At 48.7% G+C, this 15,568-nt stretch carries 12 protein-coding genes; 4 read left to right on the forward strand and 8 right to left on the reverse strand.

The genetic code is table 11. The annotated features are described in order from the left end of the window. Window positions 1-16 precede the first annotated feature (16 nt). Entirely contained in the window at window positions 17-829 is an 813-nt protein-coding gene (locus BMW71_RS21340) for an SDR family oxidoreductase (protein WP_092178549.1), read from the forward strand. Between the two features lie 4 nt (window positions 830-833). Next, window positions 834-4,829 (forward strand): AAA domain-containing protein, encoded by a 3,996-nt coding sequence (locus tag BMW71_RS21345; RefSeq protein WP_092178552.1) that lies wholly within the window; start codon window positions 834-836, stop codon window positions 4,827-4,829. A 57-nt stretch (window positions 4,830-4,886) separates the two neighbouring features. On the opposite strand, the gene BMW71_RS21350 is transcribed toward BMW71_RS21345, so the two are convergent. From BMW71_RS21350 to recQ, 4 genes are read right to left on the reverse strand one after another with little or no spacing between them, the layout of a single operon-like run. Further along, a complete protein-coding gene (locus BMW71_RS21350) occupies window positions 4,887-5,354 on the reverse strand; it encodes a gliding motility lipoprotein GldH (protein WP_241684867.1) in 468 nt (155 codons plus the stop codon). A 4-nt stretch (window positions 5,355-5,358) separates the two neighbouring features. Next, window positions 5,359-6,723, reverse strand: coding sequence for a PSP1 domain-containing protein (locus tag BMW71_RS21355; protein ID WP_218145618.1), 1,365 nt, complete (start codon window positions 6,721-6,723; stop codon window positions 5,359-5,361). A 51-nt stretch (window positions 6,724-6,774) separates the two neighbouring features. Next, window positions 6,775-8,070 (reverse strand): phosphoribosylamine--glycine ligase, encoded by a 1,296-nt coding sequence (purD, locus tag BMW71_RS21360; protein WP_092178556.1) that lies wholly within the window; start codon window positions 8,068-8,070, stop codon window positions 6,775-6,777. 11 nt (window positions 8,071-8,081) lie between these two features. Beyond that, a complete protein-coding gene (gene recQ / locus BMW71_RS21365; protein WP_092178558.1) occupies window positions 8,082-10,259 on the reverse strand; it encodes a DNA helicase RecQ in 2,178 nt (725 codons plus the stop codon). A 98-nt stretch (window positions 10,260-10,357) separates the two neighbouring features. Here recQ and BMW71_RS21370 point away from each other — a divergent pair, with 98 nt between their 5' ends. Then, the gene (locus BMW71_RS21370; protein ID WP_092178560.1) at window positions 10,358-11,326 is read left to right on the forward strand and encodes a KpsF/GutQ family sugar-phosphate isomerase; all 969 of its coding nucleotides are present in this window, start codon (window positions 10,358-10,360) and stop codon (window positions 11,324-11,326) included. Window positions 11,327-11,328: 2 nt separating this feature from the next. Further along, window positions 11,329-12,405, forward strand: coding sequence for a mannose-1-phosphate guanylyltransferase (locus BMW71_RS21375; protein WP_092178562.1), 1,077 nt, complete (start codon window positions 11,329-11,331; stop codon window positions 12,403-12,405). A gap of 34 nt (window positions 12,406-12,439) precedes the next feature. Here the strand turns inward: BMW71_RS21375 and murQ are convergent, their stop codons facing one another. The 4 genes from murQ to BMW71_RS21395 are packed head-to-tail and all read right to left on the reverse strand — an operon-like array spanning window position 12,440 to window position 15,531. Next, entirely contained in the window at window positions 12,440-13,255 is an 816-nt protein-coding gene (gene murQ / locus BMW71_RS21380; protein ID WP_092178564.1) for an N-acetylmuramic acid 6-phosphate etherase, read from the reverse strand. Beyond that, window positions 13,252-14,094: an N-acetylglucosamine kinase gene (locus BMW71_RS21385; RefSeq protein ID WP_092178566.1), complete on the reverse strand. Its 843-nt coding sequence runs from the start codon at window positions 14,092-14,094 to the stop codon at window positions 13,252-13,254. Before BMW71_RS21385 ends, murQ begins: the two co-directional genes overlap by 4 nt. Next, window positions 14,095-14,322, reverse strand: a complete 228-nt coding sequence (locus tag BMW71_RS21390; RefSeq protein WP_092178568.1) for a cytochrome b5 domain-containing protein — start codon at window positions 14,320-14,322, stop codon at window positions 14,095-14,097. A 51-nt stretch (window positions 14,323-14,373) separates the two neighbouring features. After that, entirely contained in the window at window positions 14,374-15,531 is a 1,158-nt protein-coding gene (locus BMW71_RS21395) for a formimidoylglutamase (protein WP_092178570.1), read from the reverse strand. Window positions 15,532-15,568: the final 37 nt, after the last annotated feature.

Here is a 15,568-nt window from a genome sequence, read left to right on the forward strand (position 1 = left end):
TTGATCGACCAAATACATGGACATAAATAATAAAGTCGTTATCATCACCGGGGCCACCTCGGGTATTGGAGCCGCCTGTGCCCGAACTTTCGGTAAGGCCGGTGCCAGGGTGTGGATTACCGGGCGCAGCCAAATCAAACTGGATGAGACACTCCTGATGCTTCAGCGTGAGGGAATTACCTGTGGAGGAGTCGTATGCGATGCGGCAGACTCGGAGCAAAACGAACAGATGGTTAAAGAAGTTTGCCAAAAGTTCGGAGGGGTAGATGTACTGATCAACAACGCAGGCATCAGCATGCGGGCCCTTTTTAGGGACTTAAACCTGTCGGTATTTCACCAAGTCATGGATATCAACTTCTGGGGAACCGTGTATGCCACCAAATTTTGCCTGGAGGAAATCATTAAAAACAAAGGAGCCATCGTCGGCGTGTCGTCCATCAATGGATTTCGCGGTACACCTGCCCGGACGGCCTATACCGCCAGTAAGTATGCCATGAATGGTTTTTTGGAAGCTCTTCGCACGGAAGTGATGAAGTTGGGCGTGCACGTATTGGTCGTCTGTCCCGGATTTACCGCTTCTAATATCCGCAACAAAGCCTTGACAGCCGACGGAACCCCCCAAAAGGAATCTCCCCGGGATGAGGAACAAATGATGACGGCAGACGAGGTCGCACAGGCCCTGCTCAAGGCACTGTTGAAGCGAAAACGGGATTTGGTGCTGACCAGGCAGGGGAAATTGGCTTCATTTTTGAACAAATGGATTCCCGGGATCATGGATCAGGTGGTGTACAATCACATGGCAAAAGAAAAGGATTCACCGTTCAACTAACAGGATGCTCAAGGATATTTTTAAGGTGTACCTCAACCGGCTGGTGGATCTCTCGTCCAACAACCGGTCGATTTTTCTTCCCAAGATCATTCAGAATCAAATGATCGACCTGAAGGATTTTCATTTTTTAAACAACCACCCGTCCTTTTTTTACATCACCGAGCTGCTGGGAAGGAAGCGAAACATTCCGCTCATTCAGGTATTGGATTCCCGGGACAAAAACATCAATCAGCTTTCCGTACGATTGAAGCGCCTGCAACACCAGGTCCGCTTTGCCGCCGAAGAAACTGGAGAAAAAAGTCTCTTTGTCGGTTGGCCTTTTGTCGAGGGAAAATTACTCAATGGGCAGTTGATTCGCTGTCCACTCCTGTTTTTTCCCGTGGCACTGGTGTTGGAAGAAAAAATCTGGTACTTAAAAAAGAACGTAGGGGAGCTTCCTTTCCTGAATCCCTCGTTTTTGCTTGCCTATAGCCAAGCCCTGGGCAAACCCTTTGACAAAGAGTGGCTGGAGCTTTCCATGGAAGAATTCAGTAAGGACCCCATGGGCTTTCGAACGGACCTGTACCATTACCTCAAAAACCAGATTGAATTGAATTTTAACCGGGAAATCTACCAGGATAAACTGGAGTTTTTTCCGGATCAAAACCGAGACTATTTTGAGCAATCCCTGGATACGGGGATTTTGCGGCTGCAGCCCTATGCCGTACTGGGTCAGTTTTCTCAGAAAAGCTCTTTCCTGATGGACGATTACGAGCAGCTGATGCAACAGGTCGGGCAGCGCGATCTGGAAGCCTTGTTTGCCGAGCGGTTTGGCAATTCGGAAGGGGGGCAGCACCAAAGTCAGGAAAACAACCTGTACACGACCTTTCCAATGGATGCCAGCCAGGAGGAGGTGATCAAACACGTAAAGTCCGGAAATTCCTGCGTGGTACAAGGCCCACCGGGAACCGGAAAATCCCAGTTGATCTGCAATTTGGTAGCAGACTTTGCCTCCCGGGGAAAGAAGGTCTTGGTGGTATCTCAGAAACGGGCAGCGCTAGACGTGGTCAACCAACGCCTTGCTTCACAGGGGATGGCTAATTTTACCGCCCTCATTCACGATTACCGGGGAGACCGCAAAGAACTTTACAAAAAGATCTCGCATCAGATCAGTTCCATCGATAACTACCTTTCCCTAAATCGCTCTCTCGATGCCATCCAACTGGAGCGAACTTTCGGGTTGATGTGCAGAAACATTGAGAAGTATTCGGAATTTTTTGACGAGTACAAACAGGCGCTTTTCGATACCAAAGATTGCGGAGTCCCGGTAAAGGAATTGTACCTGACCTCCGACTTTGGGAAAGAGGGGATCGATCTGACGCAGTTTTACCGGGCATTTAAGGTGGATGACCTGGATGGATTTTTGGCCAATTTCGAACAGTACCAGTACTATTACAGAAAATTTCAGGTCTCCTCCTCTTTCTGGCTCCATCGGGTGGATTTCTCGGCCATGGGCCCGGAGGCTTTTCGGGGAGTCTCGGGGACCTTTCAGGAGCTTTCTTCGGTGAAGCTTGCGGCAAAAAAGGACCTGGATTCCATGTTGGCCGATACCTTCGAATACAGTCTGATCTATCAATCTTTCCAGCAAAAAGACAAGATTGAGGCCTTGATGCACAGTATCAACAGTCCGGAGATATACGAAAAGTTCAAGACGTTTATGGGTTTTGAAGCGGTGGCACTCGATAAATTATGGCTGGAAAACAAAGTGGATATGGTACGGAAGCTACTTTCCGAGGAGGGGGTCGAATGGGAGATCGGTGATGAGGAGGTGGAGGGAATACTCCAGAAAGCGGTGCAGGCCTCCAAGCAGGTTGAATCCTGGTACGGCAGGGTGGCCGTTCGTCTGGACGGGAAGAAATACGGACCGGTTTTGGCCTTGCTGGAGAAAAATGGCTTGAAGAAGGACAGGGAAGATATCCGCCTGCTCATCCATAAGCTCGAGAACCGAATGAACCTCAACCACCAATACACGCTGCTGGGACAAAAGACCTGGATCGATTTGCCGGAGAAGCCGTTTACCATACATACGTTTAACCAGATGGCGACCGTCTTGGTAAAGGCCTTGAACGCCCGGTTTATCATGAGTGAACTGGGCGTGCTCGCGTCCTACTTTTTCAAGCCGCAGTTTTCCTACGCCCATTTTCAGAGCCTGCTTGAGGGCGTTACGGTAATTAACGAGTGGGTGGAGGCCCATTTTGATACCTGGCGTACCTACCTCAGCGAGATTCAAATCAAGCATTTATTAAGTTCGGCAGACGAGGAAAAACTAAATGATGTTCGTGCAACGCTTCCCAAAGATGTGGACGAGTTGATCCGCTTCGATCAACTTCGAAATCAGATGGAGATGGAGGAGAAAAAGGTCGTGGAGAAGCTAATGGACGAATACCCGGAGGAAGATTTTGAAACGTTGAAAAGCCTGTTTCTTTCTAGTCTGAAAGTAAGTTGGGTCGGCCACCTGGAGGCAAAATACCCGGTACTGAAGGAAATAAACGGGCCTCAGGTTAAAACCGCCATTGCTGATTTTGCCTACTCGGTGGAGGAAAAACTGAAAACCGCCCGGTTTATCGTCGAGCTTCGGTTAAGAGAAGGGGTTTGTCAGCACTTGGAATACAATCGTTTGAACAACCTAATTACCTACCGGGAACTGGCACACCAGGTCGGGAAAAAGCGGCAGATATGGTCAGTCAAAAAACTGATCGCATACTACCGGGACGAAATCTTCCGGTTGATTCCGTGTTGGCTGACATCTCCGGAAACCGCTTCGGCGCTCTTTCCCCTGGACCAGGATTTTGATTTGGTCATCTTTGACGAAGCCAGTCAGTGCTACTTCGAACGGGGACTTCCCATGATGTTGCGGGGCAAGCAGGTAGTAGTGGCAGGGGACAGGCATCAGCTGCAGCCCTACGACCTGTACCAGACCCGGATACAGTCCGAAGAAGAAAGTGCGGAATTGGAAATCGATGCCCTGCTGGAAATGGCCTCCCGGTATTTCCCTACGTTTCATTTGCGCACCCACTACCGGAGCGCTACCTTACCGCTCATTCATTTTTCCAATGCGCATTTTTACGAAAATAACCTGTACATGCTGCCGGACCGGAAGGTATTGAACAGTGGACAGCATGGGATCCAGCTGGTGCAGGTGCAGGGAGTCTGGGAGCATCAGACCAACCGGGAAGAGGCCGGGGAGGTGGTGCTTCTTTTGCACAAGTTGCGCGCCAAATTCCCCCTGGAGACTTTTGGTATCATTACCTTTAACTATTTCCAAATGCTGCTGATTGTGGGGCTGCTGGAGGAAGACGAGCAGCTTAGCACAGATGCGGGGATTCGGGTAAAAAACATCGAAAACGTGCAGGGAGATGAGTTTGACCGGGTGGTGTTTTCCGTAGGCTATGCCAGGAATCCGGAGGGAAAATTTACCGCTAATTTTGGCCAGTTATCCCGGAAGGGTGGAGTAAACCGCCTGAACGTAGCGATCACCCGGGCTCGAAAAGAAAACATCCTGGTAACGAGCCTGAAGTTGGAGGACTTCAGGGAGCGGCACCTGCAAAATCCCGGCATTCGCATGCTACGGGACTACATCGACTATGCGGGAGCGGTGCAAAAGGGAAAGATCCCGGAAATTACGTTTACCACACCCGGATACAATAGCAGCTGGTCGTTAAAAAACCACCTGATCGGCACCTATGGAAATCACGAGGTGGGAGAAAATCCCTATGTCCGGGTGATGGACCTGGAAGTGAAAGAAGGAGACAAGGCCATTGCCGCTATCCTTACCGACGACCAACGCTTTTTTTCGTCCACATCGGCAAAAGAAGCCTTTGTCTACCATCCTCAATTACTCACAGCCAGGAACTGGAACATGGTATTTCTTTTTAGCCGTCAGTATTGGCTGGACCGGGAAGACTTACTGCAGACCAAACTCTCTCAGGGCAAATTTTCCGGAGAGGAAAACAGCAAATGAGTTGTTGGCAGTTTCGGATTGCTCCGGGGCCACTTTCTCTTGCGGTTGAATGGACGATTAGGGAGCGCCGTTGCCGTCCGTAATTTTGATCCCCACGGACTCAATTCCGTCCAGCGTATCCTTTCGCATGTATTGGACCAAATGAATGCTGCCGCCAATGGGTAGGCTGTTCCCTGGCAGGGTATCGTAGACTGTACGCCGGTTGCCAAACCCCTTACCCAATGGCCTGCCTGTTTTGGAATCAAAAAGCCCGATATTTACCAGCGAATCCATTACCGTATTTGACAGGCCGTCCTTGAGCAGGTATCGCACGTACAGGTTGTGGTATTCGTACCGGTCGTTGTACCGTATCCCGATCGACTGAACCAGTGGCGACACCGTTTCCAGTGAATCCACATAAAAGCTCAGGGTGTCTGTGACCACCCAGTATTGGGAGGGGAGGTCCTGAAAGGATTCGTAACGCCTACCCGGTTCGCAGGCCCAATAAAGGATCAGGATAGACCCTATCAGGCATAGACGGTTCATTCGTTTACGCGCCATCTGAAGGACCCTTATTGGGTTTATTTTGCCCCCCCCGGTTCCGGTTGGGATTGGGTTTTCTTTTCCGATTCCGGGAGGCATTCCCCGCTCCCTTGGATTCTCCGGTAGCACCTTTGGGCGTTGGCTGAGAAGGATTTTCTTGCCCTCCTCGGTTTCTGTTGCCTCTTTTGGGATTCCGGTTTGGCCTTCTGGGTTTGGATGGCGTATCTCCCGTAGCCGCCATTTCCTGGGTAGGCGGCTTTCGGTTTTTTGGCTTGCGTTTTTTCTTTCGCTTGGTTTGGGCAAATTTCTTATCCAGCAGTTCCAGGTCTTCGTTGGTTTTATTCAGGTCGTATTCGCCCTCAAATGCGTTGTCTTGCTTGAGGTTGAATGGAGTGATTCCCTTTTCGTTTTGTTCCAGGATCACCTGTACCCGGTCACAATTGATGGAATGCCAATTGTTGTCATCGTTGTAGCTAAACCACATGAGTCGTCGAAAAATATCGGTTTTCTGTAGTTTGGCCGGACCCGCCTCGGTCAGCAAGGGTTTCTCAATTTTGGGGATGTCTTTTAAAGCACTCAGGTAGCTATCCAGTTCGAAATTCAGGCAGCATTTCAGTCTGCCACATTGTCCGGATAGCTTGCTCGGATTCAGCGAGAGGTTTTGGTAGCGCGCGGCAGAAGTGGTGACACTCTTAAAATCGAAAATCCAGGTGGAACAACAAAGTTCCCGGCCGCAAACGCCGATTCCACCCAATCTCCCGGCTTCCTGCCGGAGACTGATTTGCCGCATTTCTACTCGTATCTTGAATTCGGAAGCCAGGATTTTGATCAATTCCCGGAAATCCACCCGGTCGTCTGCCGAATAGTAAAAGGTGGCTTTTGAATTGTCCGCCTGGAATTCCACATCGGAAAGTTTCATTCCCAGCTTCAACTCATCGATGATTTGCTTGCTTCGGTACAGGGTGGGGAGTTCCCTGTTTTTGGCATCCTGCCATTTTTCCAGATCCTTTTGGCTGGCAATGCGGTAGATGCTGGTAAGGGAGTCGTCGTTTTTGACTTTCCTTTTTTGCATTTGTAACCGGACCAGTTCTCCCTGAAGGGAAACGTAGCCGATGTGGTGGCCATTAGGTACATCCACCACCACCGGGTCGCCGGTGGTTAGCGGCAAGAGTTGGCTGTTTCGAAAATAATCTTTTCTTCCTCCTTTGAACTTTATTTCTACAACATCAAATGTATCAACTTCTGGGATTCCCATGTGGGAAAGCCAGTCAAACGAATTCATTTTATTGCAATCCCCTGTACCGCAGCTACCATTGTTCTGGCAGCCTCCAACGCCCTGCGTATCGGTACTGCAATTGGTGCATCCTGACATATTCTTATCTATTTAAAGGGAGTTTCCTCCTCGTGAAAACGGGGAAACCGTTCAATTTTCCAATTCCAGGATATCTTGACCGATATCCTTTCGGAAATTGACGTTTTCCCAACGTATTTGGTCTACGCGTTCGTAAGCGTTTCGAATCGCTTCTTCCGTCGTAGCCCCGATTCCTGTTATTCCCATTACCCTTCCACCGTTGGTACCAATGGTACCGGAGTTCGTGGTTTGTGTGCCGGCATGAAAGGTAAGGGCATTTTCCAGGGTATTTTTTTCCAGGCCGGAAATGGTTTTTCCCTTCTCGTATGCTCCGGGATAGCCTCCTGCTACCATCACCACCGTGGCGGTAACCGTGGAGGCGGTTTTTAGCTCGTAACCGGCTAGTTTTTTATTGGCGATGGCGTCCAGCAGTTCCAGAAAATCGCTTTCCACCCGCGGAAGGACTGCTTGCGTCTCCGGATCGCCCATGCGCACGTTGTATTCGATCACATAGGGCTCGCCGTCCATGTTCATGAGACCGATAAACAGAAACCCCCGGTAGTCGATACCGGCGTCATGCAATCCCTGGATCGTCGGTTGTACGATTTTTCGGTCCACCTTTTCCATAAAGTCTGCATCCGCAAAGGGTACGGGACTGATTGCCCCCATACCTCCGGTGTTGGGACCGGTGTCCTTCTCGCCAATGCGCTTGTAATCCTTGGCCTCGGGAAGTATTTTATAGGTATCGCCATCCGTGGCGACGAAAACAGAAAGCTCGATTCCCTTCAAAAAGGTTTCCACCACCACTTTTGAAGAAGCTTCGCCAAACTTATGCCCCTCTAGCATGTCGCGCAGACTCCTTGTCGCCTCCTCCAGGTCGGTACAAATCAAAACACCTTTGCCAGCTGCCAAACCATCAGCTTTGAGCACGATGGGAAGCTGCTGGGTTTTCAGGTACTCCATTCCTTCCAGCAGCGTCTCTTCGGTAAAGGTGGCGTAGGTTGCGGTCGGAATCCCGTTTTTCACCATGAATTCCTTAGAGAAGTCCTTACTACCTTCCAGCTGAGCCCCGGCTTTCCCCGGACCGGCCACCGGGATGCCGGCAGTTTTCGGGTCAAGGGCTAAAAAGTCCTTCAGGCCTTTTACCAGTGGCTCTTCGGGGCCTACTACCAGCAAATCAACGGTATTTTTGAGGCAGAAATCACGGATACCGGGAAAGTCATTCACTGCCAGGGCTACGTTTTCCCCCAAGGCAGCGGTACCGGCATTGCCCGGTGCGATCCATAGTTTGTTGCAATGCGTACTTTGATTTATTTTCCAGGCAAAGGCGTGTTCCCTGCCACCGCTTCCTAAAAGCAAAATATTCATGAATGTCTGTATTAATTGGCGTGATCGGAAATAAATTTAATTCGGTACACCCGCACTTCCTCTTCCGAAAAGTCTTCGTCTGCCAGCTCCGTCATGGCTTCCCTGATTTTATCTGTATCCGCCGTCATAAAATACTCATGGAGGATGTCTTCTCGTTCGTCGTCCATGATATTTTGAATGTAATAGTTAATATTCAATTTAGTGCCGCTGTAGATGATTTGTTCAATCTCATGCAGCAAATCGCCCATGCTGATGTTTAAATTATTGGCAATTTCGTCCAGATCGATTTTCCGGTCGATTTGCTGAATAATCGTGATTTTCACCTTGGAGCGGGTGCCGGAGGTTTTGACTACCACATCCGAGGCCGTGATAATTTCGTTTTCCTCCACGTAGTTTTCGATTAGCCTCAGAAAACTAGCTCCAAACTTGGTGACTTTTCCCATACCTACCCCATTGATTTGGGCGAGTTCTTCCCGGGTGGTGGGATATACGGTGGCCATCTCCTCCAAAGATGGGTCCTGAAAAACCACATAAGGAGGCAAGTTTTTGGCTTTTGCTACCTTTTTCCTTTCCGCCTTCAGTAATTCGAAAAGCTTTTCGTCGTAGGCTTTACCCATGCTGTTCAGCTCTTCGGCGGACACGTTTTCGGCCATTTCCTCGAAATTATGGTTCTTACTGATTTTGACAGGGTAAGGTGCCTTTAGAAAGGATTCGCTTTTTTTAGACAGCAGGATGATGCCGTAGTTTTCGATGTCTTTTTCCAGTAGTCCAAAGATCATCGCCTGCCGGAGGACGGTTTTCCAGTGGGTGGCATCTTTATCTTTCCCCAAACCATAGGTAGATAGTTTGTCGTGGTCGTAACTTTCGATGTACTCGTTCTTTTCGCCGCGGACCAGGCTGACGATATGATCCATACTAAACCGCTGATTGGTTTCTTTGACAGCCGTGATGACGGTTAGAAGGTCTTCTTTTCCATCAAAGGTTTCTTTAGTTTTCTTACAGTTGTCACAAAATCCACAATCTTTATCCAGGGTTTCACCAAAATAGTGGAGCAGAAAGCGCCTCCTGCAAACGGAACTTTCCGCATACGCGGCCATCTCCTGAAGCAGTACTTTCGAGTTTTCCCGCTCGTTCACCGGCTTATCTTTATTGAATTTCTCTAGTTTGAGAATGTCTTCGTACCGGTAAAACATCAGGCAATGCCCTTCGAGTCCATCCCTGCCCGCTCTACCGGTTTCCTGGTAGTACCCCTCCAGCGATTTGGGCACGTCGTAATGGATCACGTACCGAACGTCCGGCTTGTCAATACCCATGCCAAAAGCAATGGTGGCCACGATGACATCTACCTCTTCGTTCAAAAAATCATCCTGATTCTTGATCCGCACATGCCCATCAAGTCCGGCATGGTAGGGAGCGGCTTTGATCCCGTTGACCTGAAGCAACTCCGCGATCTCGGCGACCTTTTTTCGGCTAAGGCAGTAGATGATTCCCGACTTTCCTTTCTGCGATTTGATGTATTTGATGATCTCTTTTTTGGTATCGTTTTTTAACTTTGGCCGCACCTCGTAATAGAGATTGGTTCGGTTAAACGAAGACTTAAAAAGATCGGCTTCTTCCATCTGAAGATTTCGCTGAATATCCTGCTGTACCTTGGGTGTGGCGGTGGCGGTCAGTGCAATCACCGGTAAATTATCCCCTATCTGTGAGATGATGGATTTAATCTTCCGGTATTCCGGCCGGAAATCGTGCCCCCATTCGGAGATGCAATGGGCTTCGTCGATGGCGACGAAACTGATGGTAGCATTCTTGAGAAACTGGATATTCTCTTCCTTGGTAAGGGATTCCGGCGCCACATACAACAACTTGGTCAGTCCGGCTGAAACCTCACTTTTCACGCGGTTAGATTCCGATTTGCTGAGCGTCGAGTTCAGAAAATGGGCATTAATTCCAAAACTATTGAGTTGGTCCACCTGATTTTTCATCAAAGCGATCAACGGGGATATGACAATTGCCGTACCTTCCTTGGAAACGGCAGGTAATTGGTAGCAAAGGGATTTTCCGGCACCCGTGGGCATAATCACAAACGTATTATTACCCTTAAGTATGTTATCTACAATGAGTTGTTGGTTTCCACGGAACTGATTGAAACCAAATATTTTTTTAAGATTATCTTTTACTGCGTTATCCACTACACGAATAGTTTAATGAGTTGCTCCTTGCCAATCATTAAAGTTTAAGGTAAATCTTTTCTACCTTTGTACAAAATTAACAATTAACAACTGTAAAATTGAAATTACTAAAAAATATTAAAACCACGGCAATAAATGTGCTTCAAAACGAAGCGCATGCGCTTTTAAATTTAGTTCCTCATATAGGGGATGAATTTGAGGCTTGCGTGGCCGATTTATTGCAAACTTCGGGACGGATCGTGGTCACCGGTATTGGGAAAAGTGCTATCGTCTCAAATAAAATTGTGGCGACGCTTAATTCTACAGGAACTCCTTCTTTGTTTTTACATGCTGCCGATGCAATTCATGGAGATTTAGGTATGATAAAAAAAGAAGATTTCGTAATATGCGTATCTAAAAGTGGAAATACACCGGAAATTAAAGTGTTAGTCCCTTTGCTTAAACAACTGGGGAATAAGCTGATAGCGTTGGTGGGGAACAAGGAAAGCTATTTGGCTACGCAAGCTGACTATGTCTTGTACGCGGGGATTGCTGAAGAGGCCTGCCCCAATAATTTGGCTCCTACTACCAGTACTACTGCACAAATGGCCATGGGAGATGCCCTGGCGATCTGCCTGCTTTCTGCAAGGGGGTTTACCGCCGAGTCTTTTGCCCGGTATCATCCGGGAGGAGCCCTGGGGAAACAGCTTTATTTGAGGGTGGCCGATGTGATGGACAGGTCCCTGCTTCCACTGGTACCGGAAGATGCATCATTGAAGGACGTGATCCTTGAAATCAGTAGCAAAAGACTTGGTGCTACCGCCGTCGTCGGCGCGAAGCAGCGCTTAATCGGGATCATCACGGATGGCGATCTTCGAAGAATGCTGCAAAACGACCCGGACCTCTCCCGCATACGCGCAGGAGCCATCATGACACCGGCGCCCAAAACTATTGAAAGCGATGCGTATGCCGTGAAAGCACTCGGGCTGATGCGCTCGTTCAATATCACCCAATTGGTCGTGATGGAAGCAGCGAAAGTGATTGGGTTTATTCACATACACGATTTGATGAAGGAAGGGATTGTATAGTTATGAAAGCAGCGGATAGATACGTCGTTATTTTGGCGGGCGGGATTGGGATCAAATTTTGGCCGTATAGCCGGCACAATAAACCCAAGCAGTTTTTGGATTTGCTAGGCACGGGTCGATCCCTGCTGCAAATGACCTACGATCGGTTTCGGCCCAATTACGAACCACATCAGTTTATTGTGGTGACCAACCGGAAATACCTGCAATTGGTAAAGGAGCAACTGCCCGAAATTCCCACAGACCGCTTGCTGGTGGAGCCGATGAGACGAAACACTGCTGCATCCATTGCATTGGGTAGCTATAAAATCAAAAAACTCAATCCCAATGCCCGGGTGATCGTTAGCCCTTCGGATCAGTTGATTTTTAATGAAAACGCATTTTTTGAGGCCATTGAACTAGGGATGGAAGCGGCCCGGCAATCCGGGAATCTGGTTACCCTCGGGATTCGTCCCAACCGCCCGGATACAAGTTATGGGTACATTCAATACTTTCCGGACAAGGGAAACCCGGTAAAAAAGGTAAAAACCTTTACCGAAAAACCCGATATTTCCCTGGCTACCACCTTTCTCGAAAGCGGTGATTTCGTGTGGAATTCCGGGACCTTCGTTTGGAAAAACGAAAGTATCATTGGCGCATTCGAACATTATTTACCGGAAATGGCCGAGGTATTTGAAGAAGGAGAGGCCTATTTTTGTACGGAGAAGGAACAGGAGTTTTTGAAAAAGGCCTACAGCCTGATCCGGAATATCTCGATCGATCACGGCATATTGGAAAAATCCGATGAGGTTTTTACCGTTTTGGGTGACTTTGGCTGGTCAGACCTGGGGTCCTGGCAAAACCTCTACGAAGTCAGCCAAAAGGACGAGGTAAAAAACACGGTGCTGGGCAAAGCCCTGCTCTATGAAACGGAAAATTGTTTCATAAAGCTACCCAAAGACAAGCTGGTAGTCATTCAGGGGCTAAAGGATTACCTGATAAGCGATAGTGAAAACGTGCTGCTGATCTGCAAGCTGGGTGATGAGAGCAAGTTCCGCGAATTTGTGACGGATGCAAAGAAGATCGACGAGCGGTACATTTGAGGGAGACTACATATTCTGCATGTCACAGCCCGGTTCAGTCGTTTTTCGTTTTTTCAAAAGCAGCGACCGCATTTCTTACCGATCCGTATTGCGCCAGCATTTCGCCTGCTTTTTGCTCTTCCAGGCCGGTAGCTTCCATGATCATGCGCGTTCCGCGTTGGACCAGTTTTTTATTGGAGAGCTGCATGTCCACCATTTTGTTTCCTTTTACCTTTCCCAGTTTGATCATGATGCTGGTAGAGATCATATTCAGCGCCAGTTTCTGTGCCGTTCCTGATTTCATGCGGGTGCTTCCCGTGACGAATTCCGGACCTACCACCACTTCTACGGGCAGGGATACCGCTTGTGCCAGGGGGCTTCCCTGGTTGCAGGTAATGCATCCGGTAAGCAGTCCGGAGTTCCCGGCTTCCTGTACGCCACCGATGACATAGGGAGTAGTACCGGAGGCAGCAATGCCGATGACGGTATCCTGGGGATGAAATCCGTATTGCTGAATATCTTTCCAGGCCTGCCCGGAATCGTCTTCGGCATTTTCTACAGCCTTTCGGATGGCCAGGTCGCCTCCGGCGATTATGCCAATGACCAGATCGTGCGGTACTCCATACGTTGGCGGGCACTCGGACGCATCCAATATTCCCAATCGACCGCTTGTACCGGCGCCTATGTAAAACAGTCTACCGCCCTGTTCCATTCGTGGCACAACGGCCTCAATCAGGGCTTCCAATTGAGGCAGCGCTTTTAAGATCGCCAGCGGAACGGTCTGATCTTCCTTGTTCATGTTCGTCAGCAATTCCCTGACGGACATGTTTTCCAGGTGATCGTAAAAAGAGGGACTCTCGGTACTACTCATATTTTTTTCTGATGATATAGTGTCAATCCTGCAATCGGTGTTTCGATAACGGTTTTTATCTGAATGTTCAGGTCTTCGCCGACTTTTCTAAGCACGTCGTGGTTGAAAAAAGCGATTGATCCCACAAAATTTACGGGCTTTTTCTGGTACTGTTCGTAACGCATCACGTGCCGGTGAAAAAAGTCTTTAAAGCCCTTGTACAGGAGCTGGTAGCAATAAGGGTCGGATTTGTGTTGGGTGATAAACGTGCAAAAACCTGCCATGTAGCGATTTGGGAATGGTTTTTTGTACACATTGTCCTGAATGTCAAAAATGGACAGGTTGTAAATATCGAGTACCTGTTTCCGGATAGCGGCAGGCATATCGTCGTAAATGAAATCCTGCAAGAACTGCCTGCCGATATAGGAACCTCCTCCTTCGTCTCCGAGCAGATAGCCGGGAGAGGGCCGACTTTGGGTGATGGTTTCACCGTCATAGTCTCCGCTATTGGAACCGGTGCCCAGAATGCATGCGATACCGGCTTCGTGGCCGCAGGTGGCCCTGGCAGAGGCGAGCAAGTCATGGTCTACAAAGACCTGCGCTTCCGGGTACAAACTATTGATGGCTTGCCTTACCGATTCCTGATTGCTTTCTGAGGTACAGCCAGCACCATAGAAGTGTACCTCCCGGACTTGCTGTTTTACGGCCAGTAGCGGAGGCACGTTCAACCCCGCGATCATGTCCTGTTTGGACTGATAATAGGGGTTGAATCCCACGGTACGGAATTGAGAGACGGTACCATCTGTTTGGATTCCCCGCCAATCGGTCTTACTGGAACCACTGTCTGCGATAAGAATCATTTACTTTAAGTAGCCTATTGGTTTAAATTTGTCAAATACCTTTGCGGTGTGAGGGGCTTTTTTCAATTCTTCGGTCAGGTCTTGCCCGGCCCAGTGTTCGTAATGGCGGCCGTTTTTCCAAAGCCGGGACTTGCCCAGATCGTAGATTTTACCCTCGAAAGCAATCCAAATATCCGGCCGGTCTTGCCCGTTACGCAGGGCAAGTTCGTTTTTTGAAATGGTTAGCATGCGTTTTCTTTCCTGTAAATATACCCCAGGCCCTTGTATTTGGACCATTATTTAGTAGAGTTTCAACTGGGAATTCACCCATCGTTCGGGGATTTCCCCTTTTTGAGCCGTTTGGTAGTCCTGGTAGCTGCAGGGGATGATGGTGTCTCGTTTGAATTTTTCGTTTTTATTTTTTGGAATCTCCATCCACCATTTACCGCTCAATTTGCTTTTATAAAAATGCAAAATGGAGGGCTTGGAGTCCAGAGAAACCGTGTATTTGATGTAATCGCTGCTTCGAAACGACAAACTGTCTTTTCGTTGATAGAAGCCCTCGATAAAATACCAAATCATGGTTGCGATGACGGAGGCTGTTTTAAGTCGTGAATCATCCAGCAAGGCATGGTATCCATAGATGCCTATGGAGCTTAGTTTTTCATTCATTCCTGCAAACCAGCAAATTTGGCAAGCTTCCTCGGCACTTAGTCCGAATGGCTGCCCTTCGATGGCGCCGGGCGCATCCGAGGAATGGATCGCGCACAGGTCAAAACTCATGAGGTCAGCATTCCGTATCAATGGCTCGGTTTCCTTAAAGCTATCTCTCAATTGTCCCAGTCGGACGTGATCGAAATACAGTTTTTCGAGCGTGGTTACCAATTCGGGATCGGTCAGAAAGCTTTGGTAGGCAAGGTGACAATAATTGAACATGTAATTGGGCTCGTGCAAAATGATGCCCTGCGAATGTCGGTCCTGCGGTTTTCCCTTGTCTTCCATATCCATTTTGGCATCCACTGTAAGCAGGCTCACCAGCTTTTTCATGTGCTGGTACCCTTTGTACTGTCCCAGGTCCAGGTCATGGCTGCCACCGATGTAAATGGGTAATATTTGCGCGCGTAACAGAAACTCACCGACGCGGCTGAGCAATGCAAGGGTTTCTTCCCGGCTCGTCCCGATTTTCAGGTTTCCCAAATCAGCTATGCTGTAATTGTTTTGGCCTTTTTTTAATGGGTAAAGCTTTTTTCGTATGCTTTGGCTGCTTCCCGGGGAATTGCTCAAAAGCGGATCTTCCGCACCCCGGTATTCTTCTACCCCAATGAGGGCAAGGTGTATCCCCTGAAGATCGGGAAACGTTTCGCCATGGCAGTGAATGTGGTAGAAAAAAGCATTGTGCCCGAACTCGGTTTGCAAAATGTCTGCCGGTACGGGCTCGAAAAATGCCTGAAGATCCATGAATAATCGGTAAAATTTATTCACAAATGTATCGAAA

It is taken from the genome of Cyclobacterium xiamenense (genome assembly GCF_900109255.1).
GTDB classification, from domain to species: Bacteria; Bacteroidota; Bacteroidia; order Cytophagales; family Cyclobacteriaceae; genus Cyclobacterium; species Cyclobacterium xiamenense.

Excerpts from the sequence above, each read along its gene's own strand:
- BMW71_RS21395 (WP_092178570.1), bottom strand. The coding sequence starts at position 15,531 with ATGGATCTTCAGGCATTTTTCGAGCCCGTACCGGCAGACATTTTGCAA.
- BMW71_RS21340 (WP_092178549.1), top strand. The coding sequence starts at position 17 with ATGGACATAAATAATAAAGTCGTTATCATCACCGGGGCCACCTCGGGT.
- BMW71_RS21390 (WP_092178568.1), bottom strand. The coding sequence starts at position 14,322 with ATGCTAACCATTTCAAAAAACGAACTTGCCCTGCGTAACGGGCAAGAC.
- murQ (WP_092178564.1), bottom strand. The coding sequence starts at position 13,255 with ATGAGTAGTACCGAGAGTCCCTCTTTTTACGATCACCTGGAAAACATG.
- BMW71_RS21355 (WP_218145618.1), bottom strand. The coding sequence starts at position 6,723 with ATGTCAGGATGCACCAATTGCAGTACCGATACGCAGGGCGTTGGAGGC.
- BMW71_RS21375 (WP_092178562.1), top strand. The coding sequence starts at position 11,329 with ATGAAAGCAGCGGATAGATACGTCGTTATTTTGGCGGGCGGGATTGGG.
- purD (WP_092178556.1), bottom strand. The coding sequence starts at position 8,070 with ATGAATATTTTGCTTTTAGGAAGCGGTGGCAGGGAACACGCCTTTGCC.
- BMW71_RS21350 (WP_241684867.1), bottom strand. The coding sequence starts at position 5,354 with ATGAACCGTCTATGCCTGATAGGGTCTATCCTGATCCTTTATTGGGCC.
- BMW71_RS21345 (WP_092178552.1), top strand. The coding sequence starts at position 834 with ATGCTCAAGGATATTTTTAAGGTGTACCTCAACCGGCTGGTGGATCTC.
- BMW71_RS21385 (WP_092178566.1), bottom strand. The coding sequence starts at position 14,094 with ATGATTCTTATCGCAGACAGTGGTTCCAGTAAGACCGATTGGCGGGGA.